Annotated in this window: 15 protein-coding genes; 6 read left to right on the top strand and 9 right to left on the bottom strand. The window is 36.0% G+C overall.

Annotation, left to right across the window (positions count from 1 at the left end; genetic code table 11):
- Nucleotides 1–43 precede the first annotated feature (43 nt).
- Nucleotides 44–805, top strand: coding sequence for a 23S rRNA pseudouridine(2604) synthase RluF (gene rluF, locus EGI24_RS06970; RefSeq protein WP_255047645.1), 762 nt, complete (start codon nt 44–46; stop codon nt 803–805).
- Nucleotides 806–1,299: 494 nt separating this feature from the next.
- Here the strand turns inward: rluF and EGI24_RS06965 are convergent, their stop codons facing one another.
- The 4 genes from EGI24_RS06965 to EGI24_RS06950 all read right to left on the bottom strand — a co-directional run bounded on the left by EGI24_RS06965 (nt 1,300) and on the right by EGI24_RS06950 (nt 9,167).
- Complete coding sequence (locus EGI24_RS06965) at nt 1,300–2,745, bottom strand: DUF1501 domain-containing protein (protein ID WP_255047644.1); 1,446 nt, start codon at nt 2,743–2,745, stop codon at nt 1,300–1,302.
- Nucleotides 2,746–2,922: 177 nt separating this feature from the next.
- Nucleotides 2,923–6,144, bottom strand: coding sequence for a DUF1553 domain-containing protein (locus EGI24_RS06960; protein WP_255047643.1), 3,222 nt, complete (start codon nt 6,142–6,144; stop codon nt 2,923–2,925).
- A gap of 342 nt (nt 6,145–6,486) precedes the next feature.
- Nucleotides 6,487–7,872, bottom strand: a complete 1,386-nt coding sequence (locus tag EGI24_RS06955; RefSeq protein WP_255047642.1) for a c-type cytochrome domain-containing protein — start codon at nt 7,870–7,872, stop codon at nt 6,487–6,489.
- Nucleotides 7,872–9,167, bottom strand: coding sequence for an acetylxylan esterase (locus EGI24_RS06950; protein WP_255047641.1), 1,296 nt, complete (start codon nt 9,165–9,167; stop codon nt 7,872–7,874). The genes EGI24_RS06955 and EGI24_RS06950 overlap by 1 nt, the downstream gene beginning before the upstream one ends.
- A 313-nt stretch (nt 9,168–9,480) precedes the next feature.
- Here EGI24_RS06950 and EGI24_RS06945 point away from each other — a divergent pair, with 313 nt between their 5' ends.
- Nucleotides 9,481–10,044 (top strand): hypothetical protein, encoded by a 564-nt coding sequence (locus tag EGI24_RS06945; RefSeq protein WP_255047640.1) that lies wholly within the window; start codon nt 9,481–9,483, stop codon nt 10,042–10,044.
- Here the strand turns inward: EGI24_RS06945 and EGI24_RS06940 are convergent.
- From EGI24_RS06940 to EGI24_RS06930, 3 genes are all read right to left on the bottom strand, one after another.
- Nucleotides 10,037–10,363, bottom strand: coding sequence for a hypothetical protein (locus EGI24_RS06940; RefSeq protein ID WP_255047639.1), 327 nt, complete (start codon nt 10,361–10,363; stop codon nt 10,037–10,039). The genes EGI24_RS06945 and EGI24_RS06940 overlap by 8 nt on opposite strands.
- Before the next feature lie 102 nt (nt 10,364–10,465).
- Nucleotides 10,466–10,912 (bottom strand): hypothetical protein, encoded by a 447-nt coding sequence (locus tag EGI24_RS06935; RefSeq protein ID WP_255047638.1) that lies wholly within the window; start codon nt 10,910–10,912, stop codon nt 10,466–10,468.
- Nucleotides 10,913–11,186: 274 nt separating this feature from the next.
- Nucleotides 11,187–13,847, bottom strand: a complete 2,661-nt coding sequence (locus EGI24_RS06930) for a DNRLRE domain-containing protein (protein WP_255047637.1) — start codon at nt 13,845–13,847, stop codon at nt 11,187–11,189.
- A gap of 695 nt (nt 13,848–14,542) precedes the next feature.
- Here EGI24_RS06930 and EGI24_RS06925 point away from each other — a divergent pair.
- Complete coding sequence (locus tag EGI24_RS06925; RefSeq protein WP_255047636.1) at nt 14,543–15,742, top strand: site-specific integrase; 1,200 nt, start codon at nt 14,543–14,545, stop codon at nt 15,740–15,742.
- A 221-nt stretch (nt 15,743–15,963) separates the two neighbouring features.
- Here EGI24_RS06925 and EGI24_RS06920 read toward each other — a convergent pair whose 3' ends face one another.
- Nucleotides 15,964–16,161: an ATP-binding protein gene (locus EGI24_RS06920; RefSeq protein WP_255047634.1), complete on the bottom strand. Its 198-nt coding sequence runs from the start codon at nt 16,159–16,161 to the stop codon at nt 15,964–15,966.
- A gap of 206 nt (nt 16,162–16,367) precedes the next feature.
- Nucleotides 16,368–16,673, bottom strand: coding sequence for an ATP-binding protein (locus tag EGI24_RS06915; protein ID WP_255047633.1), 306 nt, complete (start codon nt 16,671–16,673; stop codon nt 16,368–16,370).
- Between the two features lie 409 nt (nt 16,674–17,082).
- Here EGI24_RS06915 and EGI24_RS06910 point away from each other — a divergent pair, with 409 nt between their 5' ends.
- The 3 genes from EGI24_RS06910 (at nt 17,083) to EGI24_RS06900 (ending at nt 19,718) form a co-directional block, all read left to right on the top strand.
- A complete protein-coding gene (locus EGI24_RS06910; protein ID WP_255047632.1) occupies nt 17,083–17,517 on the top strand; it encodes a polyketide cyclase/dehydrase in 435 nt (144 codons plus the stop codon).
- A gap of 486 nt (nt 17,518–18,003) precedes the next feature.
- Complete coding sequence (locus EGI24_RS06905; protein WP_255047631.1) at nt 18,004–18,660, top strand: RNA polymerase sigma-70 factor; 657 nt, start codon at nt 18,004–18,006, stop codon at nt 18,658–18,660.
- An 89-nt stretch (nt 18,661–18,749) separates the two neighbouring features.
- Nucleotides 18,750–19,718, top strand: a complete 969-nt coding sequence (locus EGI24_RS06900) for a FecR family protein (RefSeq protein ID WP_255047630.1) — start codon at nt 18,750–18,752, stop codon at nt 19,716–19,718.
- Nucleotides 19,719–19,730 lie beyond the last annotated feature (12 nt).

The following is a 19,730-nucleotide window of genomic DNA, read 5'->3' as shown; positions in this document are numbered from 1 at the left end:
TTTGTGGAATCTTTGTGTCCCTTCGTGATACAGCAAGAAACATATGCCAGAACAGAATCATAATATAGACGAACCCAAAGGCACAAGAATCAACAAATACTTGAGTGAAGTCGGTTTTTGTTCGAGAAGAGCTGCCGATACACTCATTGAAGAACGTCGGGTAACCATCAATGGAAAAGTGCCAGAGATGGGAACAAGAATCCAGGAAGGCGACGAAATACGAGTGGACGGAAAACTGATTTCAGAACCCAAAGAACAACATGTGTACTTGGCTTTTAATAAGCCAGTTGGTATAGTTTGCACTACCGATATAAAAGCCGAAAAAGACAATATCATCGATTTTATCAACCATCCCAAGCGGATTTTTCCAATTGGAAGGCTCGATAAACCTTCAGAAGGTTTGATATTGCTCACCAGCGATGGAGACATTGTAAACAAAATACTTAGAGCCAGAAACAACCACGAAAAGGAATATGTCGTAACGGTGAATAAGCCCATCAGCAGAGATTTTGTGTTTAAAATGAGTAAAGGCGTGCCCATTCTCGATACGGTCACGAGACCCTGCAAAGTAGAAAAAATAGATTTGTATACCTTCAAAATTATCCTTACCCAAGGCCTGAATCGCCAAATCAGACGAATGTGTGAGTATTTGGGCTATTCTGTAACCAAGCTTAAAAGAGTAAGAATTATGCACATTCACCTCGATTTGCCCATAGGTAAATGGAGAAATCTCACATCCAAAGAACTTGAAATTATTAACTCGGCTACCGTAGATTCTTCAAAGGTGTATGAGGATTTTGAGTAGGATATTCAATTCTAAAATCAAAAGATTTAGCTTTATAATAATAGCTAAATTATAAGTAAAGAAACAACTTTTATTAGGAATACCTAATGATCAAACTTTCTTTTTTTCCGCTTTTTAACTCCTTTTTAAGCATAAGTCCGGTTTGACTTTATTTGTTTTCTGTTTTAAACGGAAAAGAATTACAACCCAATATTTTTGGATTTCTAGATAGGATATAGGTGGGGGAGGAGGCTCTTTGTTTAGCTGGGAGCCCTGTGTACAAAAGTAATTATATGTTTTGATTGTTACAGTTAAGAAGTAAACCTAAATGTTTCTTTCTTTATGGATGCCCCCGCATGAGGGACAGAACGGCCTGTTTGAGCTCTTTTTGAGTGCCTGCCGATAGGCGGAACGCAAAAAAGCGAGTAGTGATGGCCCGACCCCAGCTGCTTTGGGGATGCTATTTGGCTAGCGGATTGGCTCAGCTGGGGGCATGCCCTAAACTGTATTTTGTTTTAGCTCAAAATGCCTTTGACGATGTGCCCGCTGACGTCGGTGAGGCGGAAACGGCGGCCTTGGTATTTGTAAATGAGCTGTTCGTGGTCGATGCCCATGAGGTGCATGAGCGTGGCCTGGAAGTCGTGCACGTGTACGGGGTCTTTGACGATGTTGTAGCTGAAGTCGTCGGTTTGTCCGTAGCTGAGGCCGGCTTTTACGCCTGCTCCAGCCATCCACATGCTGAAACAGCGTGGGTGGTGGTCGCGGCCATAGTCGTTTTTGGTGAGTTTGCCTTGTGAGTACACGGTGCGGCCAAATTCGCCGCCCCACACCACAAGGGTGTCTTCGAGCATGCCACGGCGTTTGAGGTCGATGAGCAGGGCTGCGGTGGCTTGGTCGGTTTGTTTACACTGTTGAGCCATGTTTTTCGGCAGGCCGCCGTGATGGTCCCAGCCTTGGTGATAGAGCTGCACAAATCGCACGTCTTTTTCGAGGAGTTTGCGGGCCAAAAGGCAATTGGCGGCATAAGAGCCTTTGTCGCGGCTGTCGGGGCCGTAAAGGTCAAAGACTTCGTCAGGCTCATTGGTGGTGTCCATCACGTCGGGCACGGAGGTCTGCATGCGGTAGGCCATTTCGTATTGTGCAATGCGGGCATCTACTTCGGGGTCGGCCCAGTTCTCGTTTTGGAGTTGGTTGAGCTCTGTAAGGTAGCCGAGCATCTGCTGACGGTCGGGGCCGTCGTAGCCCTCGGGGTTGTTAAGAAACAGCACGGGTTCTTTACCTGACCGAAATTGCACACCCTGATGCTCTGATGGCAAGAAGCCATTGCCCCAAAGGCGGGCATAAAGTGGCTGGTCTTTGGCGGCGTTTTTAGACACCAAAACGATGAATGCGGGCAGGTTTTGGTTTTCGGAACCCAATCCGTAAGACAACCACGAGCCAATGGACGGTCGGCCAGGCAGCTGGTGGCCCGTTTGGAAAAAAGTAATGGCGGGGTCGTGGTTTATTTGCTCGGTATAAAGCGACTTGATGATACAGAGTTCGTCCACCACTTGGGCGGTGTAGGGCAGCAATTCAGACACCCAAGTTTTGTTTTTGCCGTGTTGGTTAAACTTGTAAGCCGAAGGCACCACGGGCAAAACGGCCTGATTGGCACTCATACCCGTCAGACGTTGGCCTTTACGGACGCTATCGGGCAGATCTTGGCCAAACATGTTGGACAGGCGAGGTTTGTAGTCGAAGGTTTCGAACTGCGATGGGCCGCCCGCCATGAAAAGGTAAACTACGCGTTTGGCTTTTGGTGCTATGTTGGGCAATGCCGAAAGGAGGCTTTGCTCGATGCTTTTGGCGTCGGAACTGTGTGCGAGTAAATTGCCCAGTGCTAATGCTCCAAGGCCAGAGGCGGTTTTCATGAGGAAATTCCGCCTGTCGAGTTTTTGAGATATATTTTCTAGGTCTTTCATTTTTGTCGTTTTCTTATTGAACACGGATAACACTGATGTTACACGGATTTTACTGATTTTTTAATAATTCTATTTTTTAATAATTTATAAATTTATCCGTGTTAATCAGTTTAATCCGTGTCATCTGTGTTCTATATTCCTTATCGAAAATCTATGTCATCTGTGTTCCATTATACTCTACCGTTTAGTTAAAGCTGCATCCGAATTTAGGATGGTGGAGGCCACTACTGCGTTGGCGGCTAGGGCTGGGGCTTCTAGGTTGGGATTGGTTTTGGACAATCCGGCTGAAAGCCAGCCTTTTGTTTTTTCGGGTTCGGCCTTGAATTTTTGATATTCTTTTTCTCTCAAATTCATCAAAAGCTTTAATTCTGCCTCTGTGGGCTGTTTTCCAGTGAGTTTTTGGTATGTTTTTACAATACTATTTTTGATATCATGGTCAGAACACATTTGTTCGCCCAGTTTTTTGGCTGCTTCCAAAAACGTAGGGTCGTTGAGCGTAACCAAAGCCTGCAAAGGCGTGTTGGTGCTTTGGCGACGGACTATGCAGGAACTCCTTTGGGAGGCGTCAAAAGTCCCCAAAGTAGGATTAGGAACAGTGCGTTTGACTACAATATAAAGGCTTCGGCGGTAGATTTCGTCTGAAGAATCTGGCTTATAATTTGCTCCATTGATGTCCCAAAGGCCTTCGGGTTGGTAGGGTTTTATGCTTTTTCCTCCGATTTTTTCATTTAGCAATCCACTGGCTAGCAAGGCATTGTCTCTGATCATTTCGGCAGTGAGGCGTTTGGCTGGGCCTCTTGCCAAAAATCTATTTTCTGGGTCTATTTCTCTTAAGATTTTGTCAGCTCTGGAGTCTTGTCGGTAGGTGGCCGACATCACGATGAGTTTATTGATTTGTTTTAAGTCCCAATTATTTTCTTGGAAATTAATGGCCAACCAATCTAAAAGTTCGGGATGTGTGGGCATTTCGCCTTGGTTTCCGAAATCTTCGGCGGTTTTTACGAGGCCTGTTCCGAAGAAATTCTGCCATAATCTATTTACCGCCACCCGAGCGGTGAGGGGATGATTTTCGTCGGTAAGCCATTGGGCTAAACCTAGTCGATTTTTTGGGTATTGTTTAGAAAAAGCCAAAATGCTTTCGGGTGTATTTGGGAAAACTTCTGGTCCTGGAGCATCGTATTGACCTCTTTGGAGTAAAAAAGTTCGTTTTGGTTTAGGCATTTCTTGCATTACCATGAGTTCGGGGATGTGTTCCATGGAGTCGGCCAAAGCTGTTCTGGATTTAATTAGAGCTTTTTTGGCTACTAAACAATTGGAATCTACTGCCGAAATGTAATATTGTTTTAAGTTCTCCTTTTCGGTGTGGCTAAAGTGCTCAATTTCTTTTTGTGAAATGGTATTCCAAGAAGATTTTTTAGCTAAGATATTGATTTCTAAACTAGTAAGTGCTCGGTCATAAACTACAACATCATCTACTTTTCCGCCTTTGAATCCTAGCCCACGCCACCAACCTCCTATTTGGAGGGCTGGTTCGTTTTTGGAGAAAAATATGATGTCTTTGTATAGTTGGTCAATAACGGTTTCCATTTCGAGCGGTTTTCCATCTAAATATACCTGCAAACCTGCAGCTGTGGAAGAACCATCGTAGGTCAGGGTGATTTGCTGCCATTTGTCTCTGGGCACATCAGAAATGCTCAGTTTGGTGATGGCATTGGATGGGGCGGTATGAGCCAAAGTGGCTTCGAGTCGATTGTTTTTTAAGTAAAGATGGAAGCCTTTGAAATTGTAAAGTCGCTCAGCATTACTTTTATGGAAAATAACGCCCTCCTTCATGTCTTTGGGTATTTTTAGCCAAAGTCCGACTGTAAATTCCTCCGATTTGCGGAATACACCCACGTCTTTGAGGTCGGCGTACACATCTCCATCGAGGGTGAGATAAGTATTGTTGCCGGTTTTTTCGAAAGTAGGCTTGTCCACTGTGCCTGCATCACGACGCATTATACCTTTTTGGGCAGGATTTATGCTGTTTTTTAATGAATCTTCGAAAGTGTAATGTCCTTTTAGATTATTTTTTGGAATAGAATAATCTGAAAGTTTTTTGTAAGCCTTGGTTTTTAGCCAGTTGTCGAAATTTGCCTGTGCTTTTTGTTTCTCTAAAGCAAGTTTTCCTTCATTTTCAGAGACAGTATTCTTTAAAAATGCAATTATTTTTTCTTTTTGCTGATCGGGTAAAAGTAGGGTAGGCGTAGGAGGATCGTCGTTCCAAGCTATTTGACCAGCTTCTCTTACATTATTGAAAAAGCTGAACAATTCGTAATAATTTTTCTGAGAAATGGGATCGTATTTGTGATCGTGACAGCGGGCACATCCTACTGAAATGCCCAAAAAAGCATCGCCGAAGGTGTTGGTGCGGTCCATCACATATTCGGTTTGGAATTCTTCCTCCACTATACCGCCTTCGAGATTTTGTTGGTGGTTGCGGTTAAATGCCGTGGCGATGATCATGTCTTTGCTTGGATTGGGCATCAAGTCACCAGCGAGTTGCTGCTCAATAAAATTATTGTAAGGCATGTTTTGGTTAAATGCCTTGATTACCCAATCACGGTAGGGTGACATATCTCTGAGGCGATCTACCGTATAGCCATGTGAGTCTGCAAAACGTGCTAAATCTAACCAGTCGGTAGCCATTTTTTCGCCATAATGTGGAGAGCTGAGAAGCCTGTCCACTTGTTTTTCGTAGGCATTTGGACTATTATCTGATAAAAAAGACTCAATTTCGGTTAGCGTAGGGGGCAGGCCTGTAAGGTCAAGCGAAACTCTGCGAAACAATATTTCTTTATCGGCTTCTTTGTTTTGTTTGAGATTTTGGGTTTTGAGTATGGCTAAAATGAAATTATCTATGGGATTGAATACCAATTGGCTGGCATCTACCGCAGGGATTGGCTTTTTTGATGGTTTTACAAAGGCCCAATGTGGCTGATAAACCGCTCCGTTTTCTATCCATTTGATGATGGTAGCTTTCTCTGTGTCCGAAAGCGAGAGGTGAGATTTTGGCGTGGGCATCATGTAACTCGGATCTTGAGAAATGATTCGGTGGAATACCTCACTTTTGTTCAAGTTTTTGGGAGAAATGGCTACTTTTCCTGGACTTTCGGGGAGTTGAGCGTAGGCATTTGTAGCAATATCCAATCTTAATCCTGCCTTTTGTTTGGCTTTGTCGGGCCCGTGGCAAGCGAAGCATTTATCTGATAATATGGGTTTTACATGGATGTTGTAGTCGATTTCAGCAGGTAGGTTTTTGAGGGCATCGGTTATTTCTTTGGGCAATTTTGGATTTGTTTGGGCATAGAGATGTCCAAGGGAAAATGTAGATAAGAGGAGAATTTTTATAAATTTCATTTAGAAGTTAATTTCTAATAGATATCGGTTAATCAATAGCGTTAATTTCCAATCTTTCGTGCCCTTGCCGGGCGGGCTTACTTTTTTTTTGAAAAAAAGTAACAAAAAAAACACTTTTTGAACAATGATCCTCTGTGAAATTTTGGATTTAACCTTTTCCCAATTAATAAATTTAGTCAGTCCAAAATTTCACAACGGACTGTTCAAAAAATATAATGAACCATTAGTATTTATTAACTTAACAGTGATATACTTAATGGGAGTTTTTTAAATTATAGGGCATCTCAATACAAGTCGATTTTGTTCTTGATTAATATTAAGTTATAATTTAAAAGTTATTAATTACTTCAATGAATCGGGTTTTGAGAATTTGAAATTGCCATATTCTATTTTGGTGTTGGGCAGTTTCTTTTTCAATTTTTCTATTCCTGATTCTGAAATTTTAGTTTTCCATAAATATAACACTTTCAGGGTTTTAATACTTGAAAGTGCGTCTATACTTTCATCCGAAATGTTGGTGTCATAAAGGTTCAGATGCTTTAAATTCTTTAAGTTTACCAGTTTTATTATGCCTTTATCTGTAATGGAGGTTTGATCAAGGTTTAGTTTTTCTAGATTTTCAAAGGTTTTAATCTGTCCTAAATTTACATCTGATAATGCTTTATTATTGATTTTTAGCGAAAAAATATTTTCTCTAATTGTTTGTAAATCAGTTATTTGATTTGTGTTTAAATCTTTGATGTTTACAAAATTTACAGCTAGTTTTTTGCCCTCCAATCCTTCGGAATTTATGACGATTTTTTCATTTTTGAGTTTTTCTAATGTTTGCTGATCAGGTTTATTGAGATTCGGTTCTAAAATATCCAGTTCAAGATTTTCTGGAAGAATATTTTGTGATGAAACTTCGTTCAATGGCGTTATCACTTGTGGAATGACAGTTTCCGCTTCTATTTCTCCTGTAAATGATGCTCCCTTTTTTATCCAATAGTGTATTACGGAAATCTCGCCAGAAGTCAACTGAGATTTGCCTTTGGGAGGCATGTGTTTGTCGTCATCCAAAGGTAAAAGCAGGTTGGTGTATAGTGCACTTTTGCTCGGATTTCCTCCGATTAAAATTTCACCATTTTTCCCTCCTTTTCGTATAAATGTTTCAGCATCAAGACGTAACCCCCCTTTCTTTTTTCTGGAAGAATGGCAACTGTAGCATTTTTTTTCTAGAATTGGAACCACTTTTTCTTGGTATAAAAAAGTTTGTTTTACAGTTTCCTTGCTTGTATTCAAAGTGTCAATTTTGGTTTGTTTCTCAACATTCTGTGGAATTTCTGCCAATTGCTCTTGTTTGCCAAAAAGATATCCTTGCCCATGCGTAATAGTTCCTCCAAAATGCCCAGCAATAGTCAGTGTTGCTACCATTATGGACGACAAAATCATCCTTTGGTTTTTGTAGAAATAGGCTACAAAACCGAAAACCGTGGAGGCAATCGCAGTCCATTGGTGTTTTTGGACAATTTCGGCTTCGTATTCACCACTTTGAGCTAGAAACCAACCTGCAATGCAAGAAAACAAAGCAGCTACTGAACCCAAAAGTAAAGCGAGTGAAATAGCCTCGGTCATTTCTGCTTTTTGCCATTTTTGATAAATTATCATTAAGAAAGCAAACAGTAAAATGCCAATAGGCAGATGCACCAAAAGCGGATGAAACTGACCGACGACTTGCGAATAATTCATTATTCTTTCAGCTTGCCAACTAGCCAATTGCCTACTTTTTCTTGCTGCTCAGGGTAAGTCCAGTGGCCTGTTTCTAATGCCAAATACAACTCTTTTGGTGCTTTGATCACATTATAAGCAGCATACATAGAAGTAGGTGGACAGGTTTCGTCATTGTATCCCCATGAATATATTCCTGGTTGGCTGAGTCTGCGGGCAAAGTTTACTACATCGTAATAAGCTACTGTTTCGATTTTTTCTTTTTTGTCGTTTACTGCTCGGCTATTTTTGTCGAAATAATGCGGCCAACCGCCTGCTCTTCCGTTGAGATATCCAGTTACGTCAGAAATGGCTGGGTAAAATGCTCCGAGCCACTTCACGCGGCTGTCGAGGGCGGCCGTGACGATAGACAATGCTCCGCCCTGGCTTCCGCCTGTTACGGCCAGATTTTTACCATCATATTGAGGCAAGTTAACCAAAAAATCATTGGCTCTTACACAACCCAAATACACCCTTTTATAGAAAAAACGGTTTTTATCGTCTAGGTTATAACTGGGATAGCCGTTTAGAATTCCTCTCCCTAGGTCTGCATAAACCTGAGGGTCGAGGTTTACAGGAATACCATGAATACCTATTTGAAGCGTGATAATTCCTTTTTCGGCATTTGCAATGTCGCCAGCGTAAGGCCTTACTCCAGCTCCTGGCACTTGGAGCAATGCTGGGTATTTTCCTTCTTTTTTGGGTACGCAAAGAATTCCGTACAATCTTGTGCCAACTGCAAAGTTTTGAATATTAACCTGATACACGTTTACTTTTTCGGTGCAACGTTCAGGCAATAAGGTCATTTTTGCGTCAAGTGGAATTTTGGCCAAATCAGTTTTGGCTTCGGTCCAGAATGCATCAAAATCAGATGGATTTGCCACAGTGGGTTGTATATCAATAGGATTAAAGCCCGCAGTAGCTAAATTTCTATATTCTTTTCCGTCGATTTCGGCTATGGCCACACAACGTAAAAAGCCAGCGGTTGTCATGGTGCCTGCTTCTAAAGTTTGTGTTCCTGTGGCCAGTGTAATGGTTTCTTTTTTTGTAGGTTCCATTTTTTCTGGCCCTATTTCATAGCGGATTTTGGCGTTTTTTATGGGATTGCCGTTTTGTAAAACAGAAATCGTAAACTTTGCTTTTTCACCAACTTTATAGGTCCAGTCGGTATGATCGGCGGCAACTATAACTTTAATGAATTTCTCGGTGGGTTGGGCAAAGGCGAGATGAATAGTCGTAAAAACAGCAATTAAACTGAAAGTTATCTTTTTAATCATATCAATGTATTTTTATGGTTGAATACCACTATTTATGGATTTTTTTTGAAAGTGCCAAATAATGTTTTTCTTAAATTTTGGAGATATACGGCATTTTAAAGCGGTAATAAACTAATAGTCAAGCTTTAAAATTATAATGAATCCCCTTTAATCAGAAAATAATTGATTTTTTTTGAGGTGAATATCAGATTTTTTTTGTTGTTTTGAAAACTTAAATTTGAACAGGAAAATAAACTACGATACCACAAGCATTCATTTGTTAGGCTATGCCTATGAATGGACAGTAAATTTGGTGTTCTAAAACCCAAGCTAAATGAAATTTTATAAGCCACTCTTTATACTTTTAACAACCTTAATTTTTTCAGCTTGTGAGCAAGCAGAACCTAGTCCTGATCAACAAATATTGGGCGATTGGAAATTGATTTCCTCAGAGGCTTTGTTACATATTCGTGAAAAAGATCCTGAGTTGGCTAACTCTGAGTTGGCATCGAAAAACTTGGTGATGAGTTTTGCCAAAGACGGAACCTATGAAATCAAAATTGACGATAGAAGTACAGATATCAATATGGTTGATTTGGATGCATTCTACTTGAATAACAAAGGTACCTATCAATTCAAATCTGGTTTTTTAGAGTTTAAATCTTCAGATTTTGCCTCAGACCTTGCCGTCATAAAATACAAATTGTCATTTAATAATAAAGATGCATTTGAGATGGTGGTTGACCGTGAATTGTACTTAGAGATGATCAGAAAATTGGTGGAGGCTCAATGGAGTTATTTTCAAACTATGGGCAAAACCGTTGACGAAGTTATGGCCGAGCTTTCGGCGGATTTATTAGAATTTAAAAGTAAGTCGAAGTACTTGAGGGTTAAATAATTATCTCATCTACATTAATTCCTACTATTTTCATGGCTATGAGTTCTATTTCAACGATGAATTCTATCTCTTCATTTTTAAAATATTCGGCATCCCAGTCTGCGTAGTATTTTTGAGTTTCCGCTTGAAGATCGATGCCTTCTTTTTTTAGGTGAAATATAAGGAAATTGGTAAAATCAAGTATTTCAAGCCGCATTTGCTCTACCACATCGTCGCCCGGCCATTTTAAATCACGGTCTTCCCATTCGTCGAGAATTAGCCAATCTTTGGTTTTAAAATCTTCAAGGTGTGCTATTTTTTCTTCGGTAGAAATGTTCATTTTTGGAATTATTTACCCACAAAGGTAATGTAAAATGAAGTAAAAATTGGGGACAAAAAAAGCCGAAGTTTTCGTCTTCGGCTTTTTTAGAAAATTAAAATATTATTGAGCTGGCGTCTCTATTTTCGGTGCTTTTTTAACCACTTCTGGTTTTACGGCTTTCACCATTGCTGGCTTTACAGCTGGTTTTGCTGCAGTTTTAGTCGTTGCTTTTGGTGTAACCTTGGCAGGCGTTTTCTTTAGTATTTCCACTTTAGGAGCAACAGTTTCAGCTACCACTTCCTTTTTCGGAGCTATCACTTTCTTGCTTGATTTTTTGTCAGCCTTTTTCGAAGGTTTCTTTGCTGCTTTTTTGGCTTCTTTTTCAGCCTTTTTAGCGTCTTTTTCAGCTTTCTTTTTCGCTTTCTTTCTATCCTCTATTATCATTTCAGCCAATTTCTCCGCTGATTTTTTAGTAGCTTTCTCTATTTTTTTGTTAGAGTCACCTTTAACTATAGCATTTATTGCTTCTTCAATTTGTTTTTTGAGAGCTTGTTTTTCTGCTTTCATATTTTTATCTGTTATGTACTGTTATAATCTGCAATATTATAAAAAACTATTGTTAAGTCAATATTAAGTTTTTTTGGAGGCTAGCATTTCGGTTCGGTTTGAGTTAACCATTTCAATTCCAAAATAGCGTACTTGTGATCCAAGATTTAATGGGTCTTATGAAATATTAAAATACAGTTCATTTTTCAGGCGGTTGAAACAAGCCCATTTTCATTTAATTACAATACTTTTACAGATTGGAGGTTAGTAATTTGGTTTATGAAAAATCTAACTGTTAATGGTAATAGATAGTCAATTTTGGTCTAATTAGTGAATTTACTTCTTCAGAAGAAGTTAAGCACAATGATTTATAAATAGACTCATCGAGCATTCTTATTTCAAAACCATGGTTTGTTGAAGCCATTATGTCCATCAAAATATTTTTTACATTTATTTTTAGGAAGTTTTGGGTTGGAATTGAACTTGCGGTGATTGTTACGGAATTTATTTCGGATGTTGAAGGTTTAGAATTCCATGTTAAGGTGGATTCACTCCAATTCGACAATGCCCTTTTGATTAAAAAAGTATTTTCTCCAGAATGTCCGGTTTGTCCTGAAAAGTAAGGGTAGGTATTTATTAATTCTTGACTATAGAAAAGATCTAAATGAGCGGAGTCGATAACTGCAGAACTTGGAATACCCGATAAATCAAATTTAAGATATGCCCTTTTTATATTTATGTTTCCACTATATGTCCACACTGCGGGAGATAGAAATTTGCTTTGCCCACTGAGAGAAATAACATCTGGATACAAAGAATTTACTTCGCCATCCTGACCATCGGACGGTCCAGGTTGAATAACTAATGACTGAGTAGAAGGGGAAGTGGTATTAGATTCACAACTCTTTATTTTAGCTGAAAACAAATAATTATCGGTAGTCTTAAATCCAGGCAATAATAGAATATGTTTGCCCGCAAAATATTCTGTATTGTTAGAAGTTACAATTTGGCTAGAAATACTTTCAAATGCAGAAAACTTACCATTAATGGTGTTGTTGTTGACATTGTGGATTATACTATTTGGACATATATTGAACATAATTTTTGAAAATGCACCAATACCATTGTCATCATCGTATGCTAACTGAGTTAAACCATTTGATTCATAAAGAAAAAGTTCAGTGTCCAAATTGGAGTTTGCATTGGAAATAGTTTCAATGGTTATAACGCCTCCAATTACTAAAACATTCAATCTGTAATTGCCAGTTGGTGTTGAGCTTAATATTTTTGACTTAATTAAATAATTTTTCCCATTGATATCGAATTTGAACCAATCTTCATCTGAGTCGACATGAAAACACAATTGATTACTTTGGAACGGCAGGGAGTTAATGTTGGAAGCTTGTAATATGGAATTGTTAGGTTCATTAGCATCACAAGTGATTGTAATGTTTATGTTTGCAGTGCCCGTAACTGTTCCATTTCCACAAAAGTTATTCAGATCAGTAAGTGAGTAAGTTGTGTTTGTTGTTGGCGAAACTGTAATATTATAAGGTGAAGAATTCGCAACATATGATACGCCATTTAATTTGAAATTCCATGGACTGTAACCCTTTAAATTAACTGTTAAAGTTGTAGAAGAACCTAAAGGTATTGTAGATGACCCACTTAAGGTAGCCGTTGTAGGAATATTACATGGCAAAACATCAACAGTTACAAATTTGGGTTCATTAAAAATACCACATGAATTACTAACATTTTTTACGAGGTATTCCGTCGTTACAGTGGGGTTAACTGACAAAATAAAAGGAGTAGTACTTGTGGAATATATCTGATTATTTAAATTGAAAGTCCATGGCCCTATACCTCCTAAATGTATTTCGATATTAGTACTTTGACCTTCATAAATTGTGGTGTTTTGTGCTGTTATATTGCTACTTGGTTTACAAAGAGCTAGATTTTCTTCATTTGGATTTAGAAGAAAGTATCCATCAAAAACAACTTTTTCCTGGTATGTAACATTAGGTTCAAAAAAACTTAATGAAAGTGCATAATCGGCGTTAATGGAGCCACTGATTATAGCACCATTTTGGCCTGTATAGTAATCCGAGGGGGATAACTTCCATGGATAGGAAATAGCAACTTTGGATCTAGAATCAGAACTTCCAAAACCAAAGTAAATATTGTATGAAGTTCCCAGTGCCTTAACAAGTGACCCGTTTCCTCCCGATGAATATTGGCTTACTATCGTATTATTAGTTAAATATGTGCCTGTTATTTCTGCTTCTTGATCCGGGTCAGCAACTCGACTATAGTAAATATCTGCATTTGTAGTACTAAGATTAGTGATTTCGACACTGAATTTTATATTTGTACCATTTGTTTTCATTTCAAGGATTTGCCTAACAGAAAATTTGCCAATTACCAAACCTTCCCAAATAGCAGTGTGTGTATCGCCAGTTTCGTTTAAAGATATGTTATTGCCGGATATTTGAAAATCTCCGTTTATGTTATTTGAATAAATTTCATTATTATATTTCACAATGAAGCCTTCGAATGGTGTTCCTGGCTTAAAATAGTCACCAGATTTACTCGGCGAACCAACTGTCCAGCCATCATTCCCATTGTCATAAACCAAGCCTAATCCTCCACTGGAGGTGTTATTGTATCCAGCGGGGGGTGCGGTTGATGAACTTAAACAACCGTTGGAGCTTATTCCTACCTCTACAAAATTCCCTTTTAAAAAAATGTCATTACCAACATGATCAGAAAATATCATTTGTCTTTTTTTGGTGAATTTATTTGAACTTATGAAGTCCTCATCTACCTCCGCTTTTTGAGCACTTGCCAAGTTAATCGATTTTAATAGGATAATGACCGATATGAAGAATAAGCTGTATCTTCTCATAGAGAGTGTGAAAGTAATTAGAGAAACTTTAGATATAAATTTTGACAAAGTTATTTATTTTCTTTTTAACTCACTAATAGTATTAGAGGCTTTTCTTTGATTGCAGTTTACCGTCATTTCTCTCGAATGAATATTTCATCTAAGACCTAATAGAAATCCTCTAAAAAACTATTGATAAGTCAATATTAAGTTTATTATGATTGAATTATATTTTTTGAATACAAACCTCAAAATAAAGCCCTCAGAAATCTGAAGGCTTTGTGGTCCCAAATGGAATTGAACCGGGCTGGCGTTCCAGCGGAGTGCCGCACCACCATATCTAATGTTTAGGAAACATCTATTCACAAAAAAAGCTCTCAAATTTGAGAGCTTCGTGATCCCGCCAAGAATCGAATCGGTATGCCGCACCATTGGATCTATTGTTTAGGAAACAAATCCCAAAAAAAAATGCCTTCAGAAATCTGAAGGCCTTGTGGTCCCAAAGGGAATCGAATCGGGATGCCGCACCACCATATCTAATGTTTAGGAAACATCAATTCATAAAAAAAGCCTTCAGAAATCTGAAGGCCTTGTGGTCCCAAAGGGACTCGAACCTATTTGTTTATATTTTACTATGATTTACTTAAATGTATTGAATAATAGTTAGTTATCTATTATATTTAATTTTTATTTTAATTAATTTACTTAAATTTTGTATATTTTACTTTTACACTTACTTTTACACTATTAATTTTTAAAATGTAATGGCAACCACAAAATTAAAGTTAAGACCTGATAAATCTAACAGAACTGGAGATCTAGCAATCTATGTGCAAGTTTGTATTAACGGGAAGGTAAAACTTTACCCAACTGGGCAAAAAGTCAATCAAATCTTTTGGGATTTAAAGAATGAAAAGGTTAAGAAAATGCCTGGTAACAATGACCATGCAAAAATCAATTCTATAATTAGCCAAAAACAACAAGAAATAAAGGATGTGATTTTTAATCTTGAAATGAATAAAAGTAGTATTTCATTTGAGGTTATTTCTGAAAATTTAATACCAAAAGTTGAAGTGGTGGAGGATTATTCTTTTGAAAAGTGGTTTAGGGCATTTTATGAATCAAAAACAATTGAAACTAGGAAATCTACTCATTCAAACTATAAAGCCTTATATTCTCTAATTTGTGATTTTGATTTTAAAAGCCCATTATCAATAAAAGATATTAATTTTAGTTTTTATAATGGTTTTAAAAACTGGTTATTAAAGGAAAAAGGCTTAACCAATAACACGGTGAATAAAAGATTAAAAACTCTAAAAACTTTTTTAAGATTTTGTTCAAATCATGAAGTTTATGATATTTCTAATCTAACGAAGTTTAAATTTCTCGAAGAAAAATTGGCAACAAAAATTGCTTTAACTGAAATAGAACTAATAAAGATATGGAGTCATGATTTCTCGAAAAATCCGAGATTTGAAAGGGTAAGAGATTTATTTGTATTTTCATGTGCAACAGGACTGAGAGAGTCTGATGTTCAAAATTTGAAAAGAGAAAATATTTCAGGTAGTGAAATAATAATTAATACTCAAAAATCGACTGAAGAAATTAGTATTCCGCTTAATAATTATTCAAAGGCAATACTTGAAAAATATGATTATCAATTGCCAATTATTTCTCAACAAAAGTTAAACGAATATATAAAAGAAGTTGGAAGAATTGCAGGGATTGATGATAATCAAATTTTAGTTGAATTTCCAGGCGGAAAAAGGAAGGAGTCAATAGTTCCACGGTATGAACTTTTAAAATCGCATGTTGGAAGACGTACATTTATAACTTTATCAATCTTAAAAGGTATAGCAATTCCAGTAATCCAATCTATGACTGGCCATAAAGACCTTTCATCTTTTAAAAAGTATATACAGATAAATAATAATGCCAAAAAAGAAGCGATGAAATTGTGGTGAAATAGATTTTTTATGTTCTGTTTTAATCCATTTACAGTTCAAACTACAGTTGTTCTATTAGGAAAAATTAAGTAAAAAATTAGAAACAACCATTGATAAAGAGTTTAAAAAATAATTCGGAGTTGAATCTTTTGAAATGTGTAACCAGCTGCATATTCCATTGAAAGTGAGCCACTTGAGGTGAGTTGTTTGGTGTTGATTTGATTTTGAGTCAAATATATTTAATTGTTTTGATTTTTGTTGTTTTTTCTAAGGGATTCGCCCTTTTGTTCTATCCTGTGGGCTTGATCTGTTATTCTATCGAGAATAGCATCTGTAATGGTGTCATCACTGGAATATTGATGCAAAGCTGATATAGGCAATTGAGATGTAATAATTGTGACGTATTTATTATGTCTATCTTCAATTATTTGTAGCAAAGCTAGCTTGAGTGTCTAAAGGTGTTAATCCCCAGTCATCTAAAATCAGAAGTTGTTTTTATTCTATCTGCTCTGTTTCTTTTCTGAAAGACCCATCTATTTTGTCTGTTTTTATTTTTCAAAGATGCTTTGGGAGTGAGAAGTAAGCGATTTATTTTTTTTACTTAACAGGCATGGTCACCAATTGCTGAAGAAAGGTGACTTTTTCAAACTCCTGTGGATACAGTTATAATGATGTTTTCACCACGGTCGATGAATCGACATTCACTAAAGGCAGAAATGGTTTCCTTCTTGAGAATTCTACCCTCTATAAAGTTGATTTCTTGAAGATTCGCTTGGTATCTAAACTTATTGTTTTTGATAAAAAATTTATTCCTTCTGTGAATTCGATATAGTTCTTCCGCTTCGAGGAACTGGGCTAAAAAGACGTCTGTTTGTAGTCTTTGGTGCTGCGGGACAAAATTGAAGGCTTCATATCTGTCGGCCATGCCAGCAAGCCTAAGTGCTCGCATTGTTAATAAGGTCTTGCAATAATAGAAATTGTTAATTACGTAATGATTAAAATGAATTCAATTATTTTGAACCAAGAGTACTTTAAATGCCAACAGATAAGAAATTTTTATTTTTTAAGATCTTAAAAAAATATTATTTGAAATATTCGTTGATTATACCCACCTCTGACACAAGATGGCTTAAAACAATGAATAATTCAAAATAATAGTTTAATATTTTTTTTTAAGTCTAGAATTAATAAAAAGTTCAATTTTTAGTCTTATAAGAATAAGTTACTTCTAAAAAAGTAAAAATATTAATGAATTTTGGTTTATTTTTCTAATATCTTTTAATAATTCGAAATTTGAGCCATTGGAAGTAGGGTAATTGTTCCTTCATGTGTCATTTTGTTAAGTAAACTTTTTGATATTGAAATTAATAAACCATAATGCACCAGTAGTGGTTCGTAAAAGAATAATAATAGAAAAGCAAAAGGACAAAGTTTGGGAAGTATTAACTGACATTTATAATTGGCCAGAATGGCAAACTGACATTTGGAAAGTTTACATTACAAATGTGGTAAATAAAGACAATTCGTTTGTTTGGTTAAGTGGCTTTTCACTAATTAAATCGTATATACATACCTCTGATAAACCAAATTTATTGGGCTGGAGTAACGAATCTTTGGGAATTTATGCAATTCACAATTGGAAGCTCTTTGAGTTAAACGGAAAAACAGAAGTTATTGTAGAGAAAAGTATGGATGGTTTTTTTGCTCAATACTTTACTGAATTTTTTCAAAAAAAAATAGCAAAAACATTGGAAAATTGGTTAGTTTTTTTAAAGACAGAGTGCGAAAAATAGAATTTTTTTTGCAATTTGAAGAGTAATTAAAAAAAAAATTTGTTTTAATTCATGAAATTTATTTTCAAAAATCTACAAATTTGATATTCAAATAAATATTACTTTAATTGGAAAAACTATTTCAAAATAGTTCAATTTAGATTCGCTAGATATTTGTCTTAATTTTCAAGATTCTTCGATAATACCCTTGTTTTACTTTTAATGAATTGACATTTTTGATTATTTTTTAAAATAAAACATAGGGTAAACTCCTATTTTTGTGATTATATATTCAAGACTTAGAATATTTCAACAATTCCTGAATTTAACACTATATCAAATAGATATTCAGCAGGAATATGATTTATCAAAAATCCTTTAATTTTTATTATTCCCAAATTTCAAAGAGGTTCTTATTAAGGGAATTAAATGATTCGGTATAATTTGCATATGATAAATTGTCAATAAATTAAGTAGGATGAATGAAACTATTAACCTAAATTAAGAATGAAGCTCACCAAGTACAAAAAAAATGAGGAACCTTCGGTTTTTAATTCTAAACCTAATAATCAATATTATTCTGATTCTGAGCAATTTATCAAATCAGCATTTTTGAAGGATAAAAATGAAGGCTTCACACTGTTATTTCGAAGATATCATGGAGTTTTATGTAGTCATGCTATTAGATTTGTTTGGTCTAAAGAAATTGCCCAAGATATTGTATCTGAAGTTTTTTTTAATTTTTGGCAAAATCAAGATTCTGATAAAATAGTTACTTCATATCGTTCTTATTTGTTTAAAGCTGTCAGAAATCGATGTTACAATTATATCAAACGTGAATATGAACGAACTATTCATTTTGAGGATTTTGAAGGTCTTTCACAAGATATCAATAGCCCTGATAAAATAGTTCAGTTTGACGAATTGCAATATAAAATTGAACTAATAATCAAGCAACTTCCACCTCAATGTAAGAAAGTCTTTTTGCTAAACAGAATTGATGGAAAAAAATATAATGAAATTGCTTCAGAACTCAACTTGTCAGTAAAAACAATTGAGATGCATTTAACCAAAGCAAATAAAATTTTAAGAACTTATTTAAAAGATGATTTGATTTTCTCCTTGGTAATCTATTTCGTTATTAATGATTTAAAAACGCTATAGACGATTTTTCAATACATAAGAATAAATTTTAAAAAAAAAACATAGGGAATTTCTAATTTTCTGTGTCTTAAAATAGAAATCAAGAAATAATGAAAGATATAATTACAAAAGAGCAAATGTTTGAATATTTCAGAGGTAATGCTTCTATTATACAAAAACATGAATTAGAATCTTGGTTGCAAAATCCAGACCATGTTGAATTATATTTTCACTATCTAGAAGAATTTGAAAAGCAAAATTTAGCTTTCAAAGCAGATTCTGAAAGTGAAATTATAAAAATTTGGGGTAAAATAGAAAATCAGAGTCAACCCTACGAAATGAAATTGAATAATCTTAGAAAGAATACTAGTGTTTGGGTAGCGGCTGCATGCGTTTTAGCACTGTTATTTTTAACATATTTATTTCAAGATAAATTTTTTCTTAAAGAATATCACAGTGAATATGGGAAAATAACAAACCTCTCGCTTTCAGATGGAACAAAAGTTACTTTGAATTCGAACTCTTCATTAATGGTACCAAGGTTTGGGTTTGGTAAAAATACTAGGAGGGTTATTCTTGAAGGTGAAGCATACTTTTCTGTAATTCACTCCCCAACTAATCAAAAGTTTGAAGTGCAAACCTCCAAAGATTTTAAAGTAGAAGTTTTAGGAACGGAATTTTCTGTAAAAAACAGGAACAAGGGAATACAAGTATTATTGGATAGAGGAAAAGTGAAAATTCACTATTCAAAAGCGAAGAAAGATATACTTATGAAACCCGGAGATTTGGTGAAGCTTGACAAAAATGGCTCGATTTCCAAAGAGGCAGTAAAGGAAACTAAAACTTTTACAGCATGGCGTTCACATAAGTTCATTTTTGACAAAACAAGCCTTTCTGAACTCGCTATTGTAATAAAAGAAAATTTCGGACTAGATGTGAATATCAAATCGGTTGAATTAGAAAACAAGACTATTTCGGGAGAAATAGAAGCCCAGAATGTTGATGAACTTTTAGAAGCCATTTCTAATATTTTTGATTTACAAATAGAAAAAAATAATAATACCATTGAAATTTATTAAACCTTAAATAAA

This window comes from Lacihabitans sp. CS3-21 (genome assembly GCF_024343675.1).
Taxonomy (GTDB): domain Bacteria; phylum Bacteroidota; class Bacteroidia; order Cytophagales; family Spirosomataceae; genus Leadbetterella.
This window is presented reverse-complemented; position numbering and strand designations above follow the sequence as displayed.

What these genes read in the sequence shown, in the direction of transcription:
- rluF (WP_255047645.1), top strand. Translation starts at nt 44, where the DNA reads ATGCCAGAACAGAATCATAATATAGACGAACCCAAAGGCACAAGAATC.
- EGI24_RS06965 (WP_255047644.1), bottom strand. Translation starts at nt 2,745, where the DNA reads ATGAAAGACCTAGAAAATATATCTCAAAAACTCGACAGGCGGAATTTC.
- EGI24_RS06960 (WP_255047643.1), bottom strand. Translation starts at nt 6,144, where the DNA reads ATGAAATTTATAAAAATTCTCCTCTTATCTACATTTTCCCTTGGACAT.
- EGI24_RS06955 (WP_255047642.1), bottom strand. Translation starts at nt 7,872, where the DNA reads ATGAATTATTCGCAAGTCGTCGGTCAGTTTCATCCGCTTTTGGTGCAT.
- EGI24_RS06950 (WP_255047641.1), bottom strand. Translation starts at nt 9,167, where the DNA reads ATGATTAAAAAGATAACTTTCAGTTTAATTGCTGTTTTTACGACTATT.
- EGI24_RS06945 (WP_255047640.1), top strand. Translation starts at nt 9,481, where the DNA reads ATGAAATTTTATAAGCCACTCTTTATACTTTTAACAACCTTAATTTTT.
- EGI24_RS06940 (WP_255047639.1), bottom strand. Translation starts at nt 10,363, where the DNA reads ATGAACATTTCTACCGAAGAAAAAATAGCACACCTTGAAGATTTTAAA.
- EGI24_RS06935 (WP_255047638.1), bottom strand. Translation starts at nt 10,912, where the DNA reads ATGAAAGCAGAAAAACAAGCTCTCAAAAAACAAATTGAAGAAGCAATA.
- EGI24_RS06925 (WP_255047636.1), top strand. Translation starts at nt 14,543, where the DNA reads ATGGCAACCACAAAATTAAAGTTAAGACCTGATAAATCTAACAGAACT.
- EGI24_RS06915 (WP_255047633.1), bottom strand. Translation starts at nt 16,673, where the DNA reads ATGCGAGCACTTAGGCTTGCTGGCATGGCCGACAGATATGAAGCCTTC.
- EGI24_RS06905 (WP_255047631.1), top strand. Translation starts at nt 18,004, where the DNA reads ATGAAGCTCACCAAGTACAAAAAAAATGAGGAACCTTCGGTTTTTAAT.
- EGI24_RS06900 (WP_255047630.1), top strand. Translation starts at nt 18,750, where the DNA reads ATGAAAGATATAATTACAAAAGAGCAAATGTTTGAATATTTCAGAGGT.